The organism is Tepidanaerobacter sp. EBM-38 (assembly GCA_001896545.1).
GTDB lineage: Bacteria > Bacillota > Thermosediminibacteria > Thermosediminibacterales > Tepidanaerobacteraceae > Tepidanaerobacter.
Window position 1 is genome coordinate 1 of record MPOT01000087.1, and the last position, 1304, is coordinate 1304.

The following is a 1304-nucleotide window of genomic DNA, read 5'->3' on the forward strand; positions in this document are numbered from 1 at the left end:
CCCCGGAAGCCTTTTTAAGTGTTTAAAGGTATTTGCACAACAGCAGCTTAATTTAACTAAGATAGAATCTCGGCCCTCAAAGAGAATCCTGGGTGAATACATTTTTTTTATAGAAGTGGAGGGTCACAGGCTGGATGAACCATTAAAGACTGCTTTAGTCGAGCTTAAGCAGTTGACAGGTTTTTGCAAGGTACTGGGCTCTTACCCCGTTTAATGCGGCTTATTGGACAAAAAATATTTTGCTTGACTTTAGTCCTGACTTTTGCAGTAAAACGAGACAAAAAAAGCCCCTAACCACTTTAATACAAAGGGTTTTGGGCTTTTTATTTTTGTCAAAAAGTTGTAGTGAAAATCACCTTTTTTTAACCTCACCTAAAATTTTTTTAATATCTCCGAGTTTCATATACTTTTTGCTAAAATCAATATCCAACTCATTACCGATATCTTTAAGAACATCATTATAAAAGCTAAAAAGATAATAATTCTCCTTAATATTACAACAGGATGCCCTACTAAGGCTCTCAAGTATTTCTGTCACAGAATACTTCCACTTTAACCTGTACTCAAGTATCCTGATAATTACAAGTGATATAAAGCAAGTTAAAAAATGAGCATCAATATGTTCTTTCAGCGACAGATAAACTGGCCTGCTCTCAAAATCGCTTTTTGTAACCTTAAAAGATTCTTCAATCTTCCAAAGACCGCGGTACATCTCAATGATCTTCTCAGGAGACTCCTTGTATTCGCTAGTAACAATGGCATAATATCCGTCGAACTTTTCTTCTTCACGTAATTTTTCTTCATCAAAAGATAAGTGTTGGTAAACACTTTCCAATATCTCACCGGTTTTAGCATCGAAGGTAAGGTTTTTTACATACTTAGCAGCACCGAAAGATGTTGATTTATTATATTTTGCAGGATTCTTAATCAAATCCATTGCCTTAATCAGTGCTTGAGCACGCTCTTGTTTAGCTTTGGCTGCATACTTAGGGCTATAAAAAATCACCTGCTTTTCATCTACCGTCTTTTTTAACTTCTTTCCTCTCACCGAAGTCACCTTTATTTCTCTTGGATAAAGCCTAGATTTAATTTTAAAACCATCGCCTTTATGGATATATCCATCCTCATCAAGGACATAATCCTTAAATTCCCTATCGGCTGATCGAACAGAGTAGCTCAATATATAGCCGTTTTTAGCAGAAAGAATATACCAAATATTATCCCCCGTGGTTATCCCTCTATCTGCAACAATAATAATTCTACCTAAAGAATATTCTCTTTGGATCTTACCCAATGCAGGAATC

At 35.7% G+C, this 1304-nt stretch carries 2 protein-coding genes; one reads left to right on the forward strand and one right to left on the reverse strand.

Annotated elements, in window-relative coordinates; translation table 11 throughout:
• On the forward strand, positions 1-214 hold a 214-nt coding region (locus BUC45_RS09815; protein WP_296970454.1), incomplete at its 5' end, for an ACT domain-containing protein.
• Positions 215-352: 138 nt separating this feature from the next.
• Here the strand turns inward: BUC45_RS09815 and BUC45_RS09820 are convergent.
• On the reverse strand, positions 353-1304 hold a 952-nt coding region (locus BUC45_RS09820; RefSeq protein WP_296972007.1), incomplete at its 5' end, for a transposase.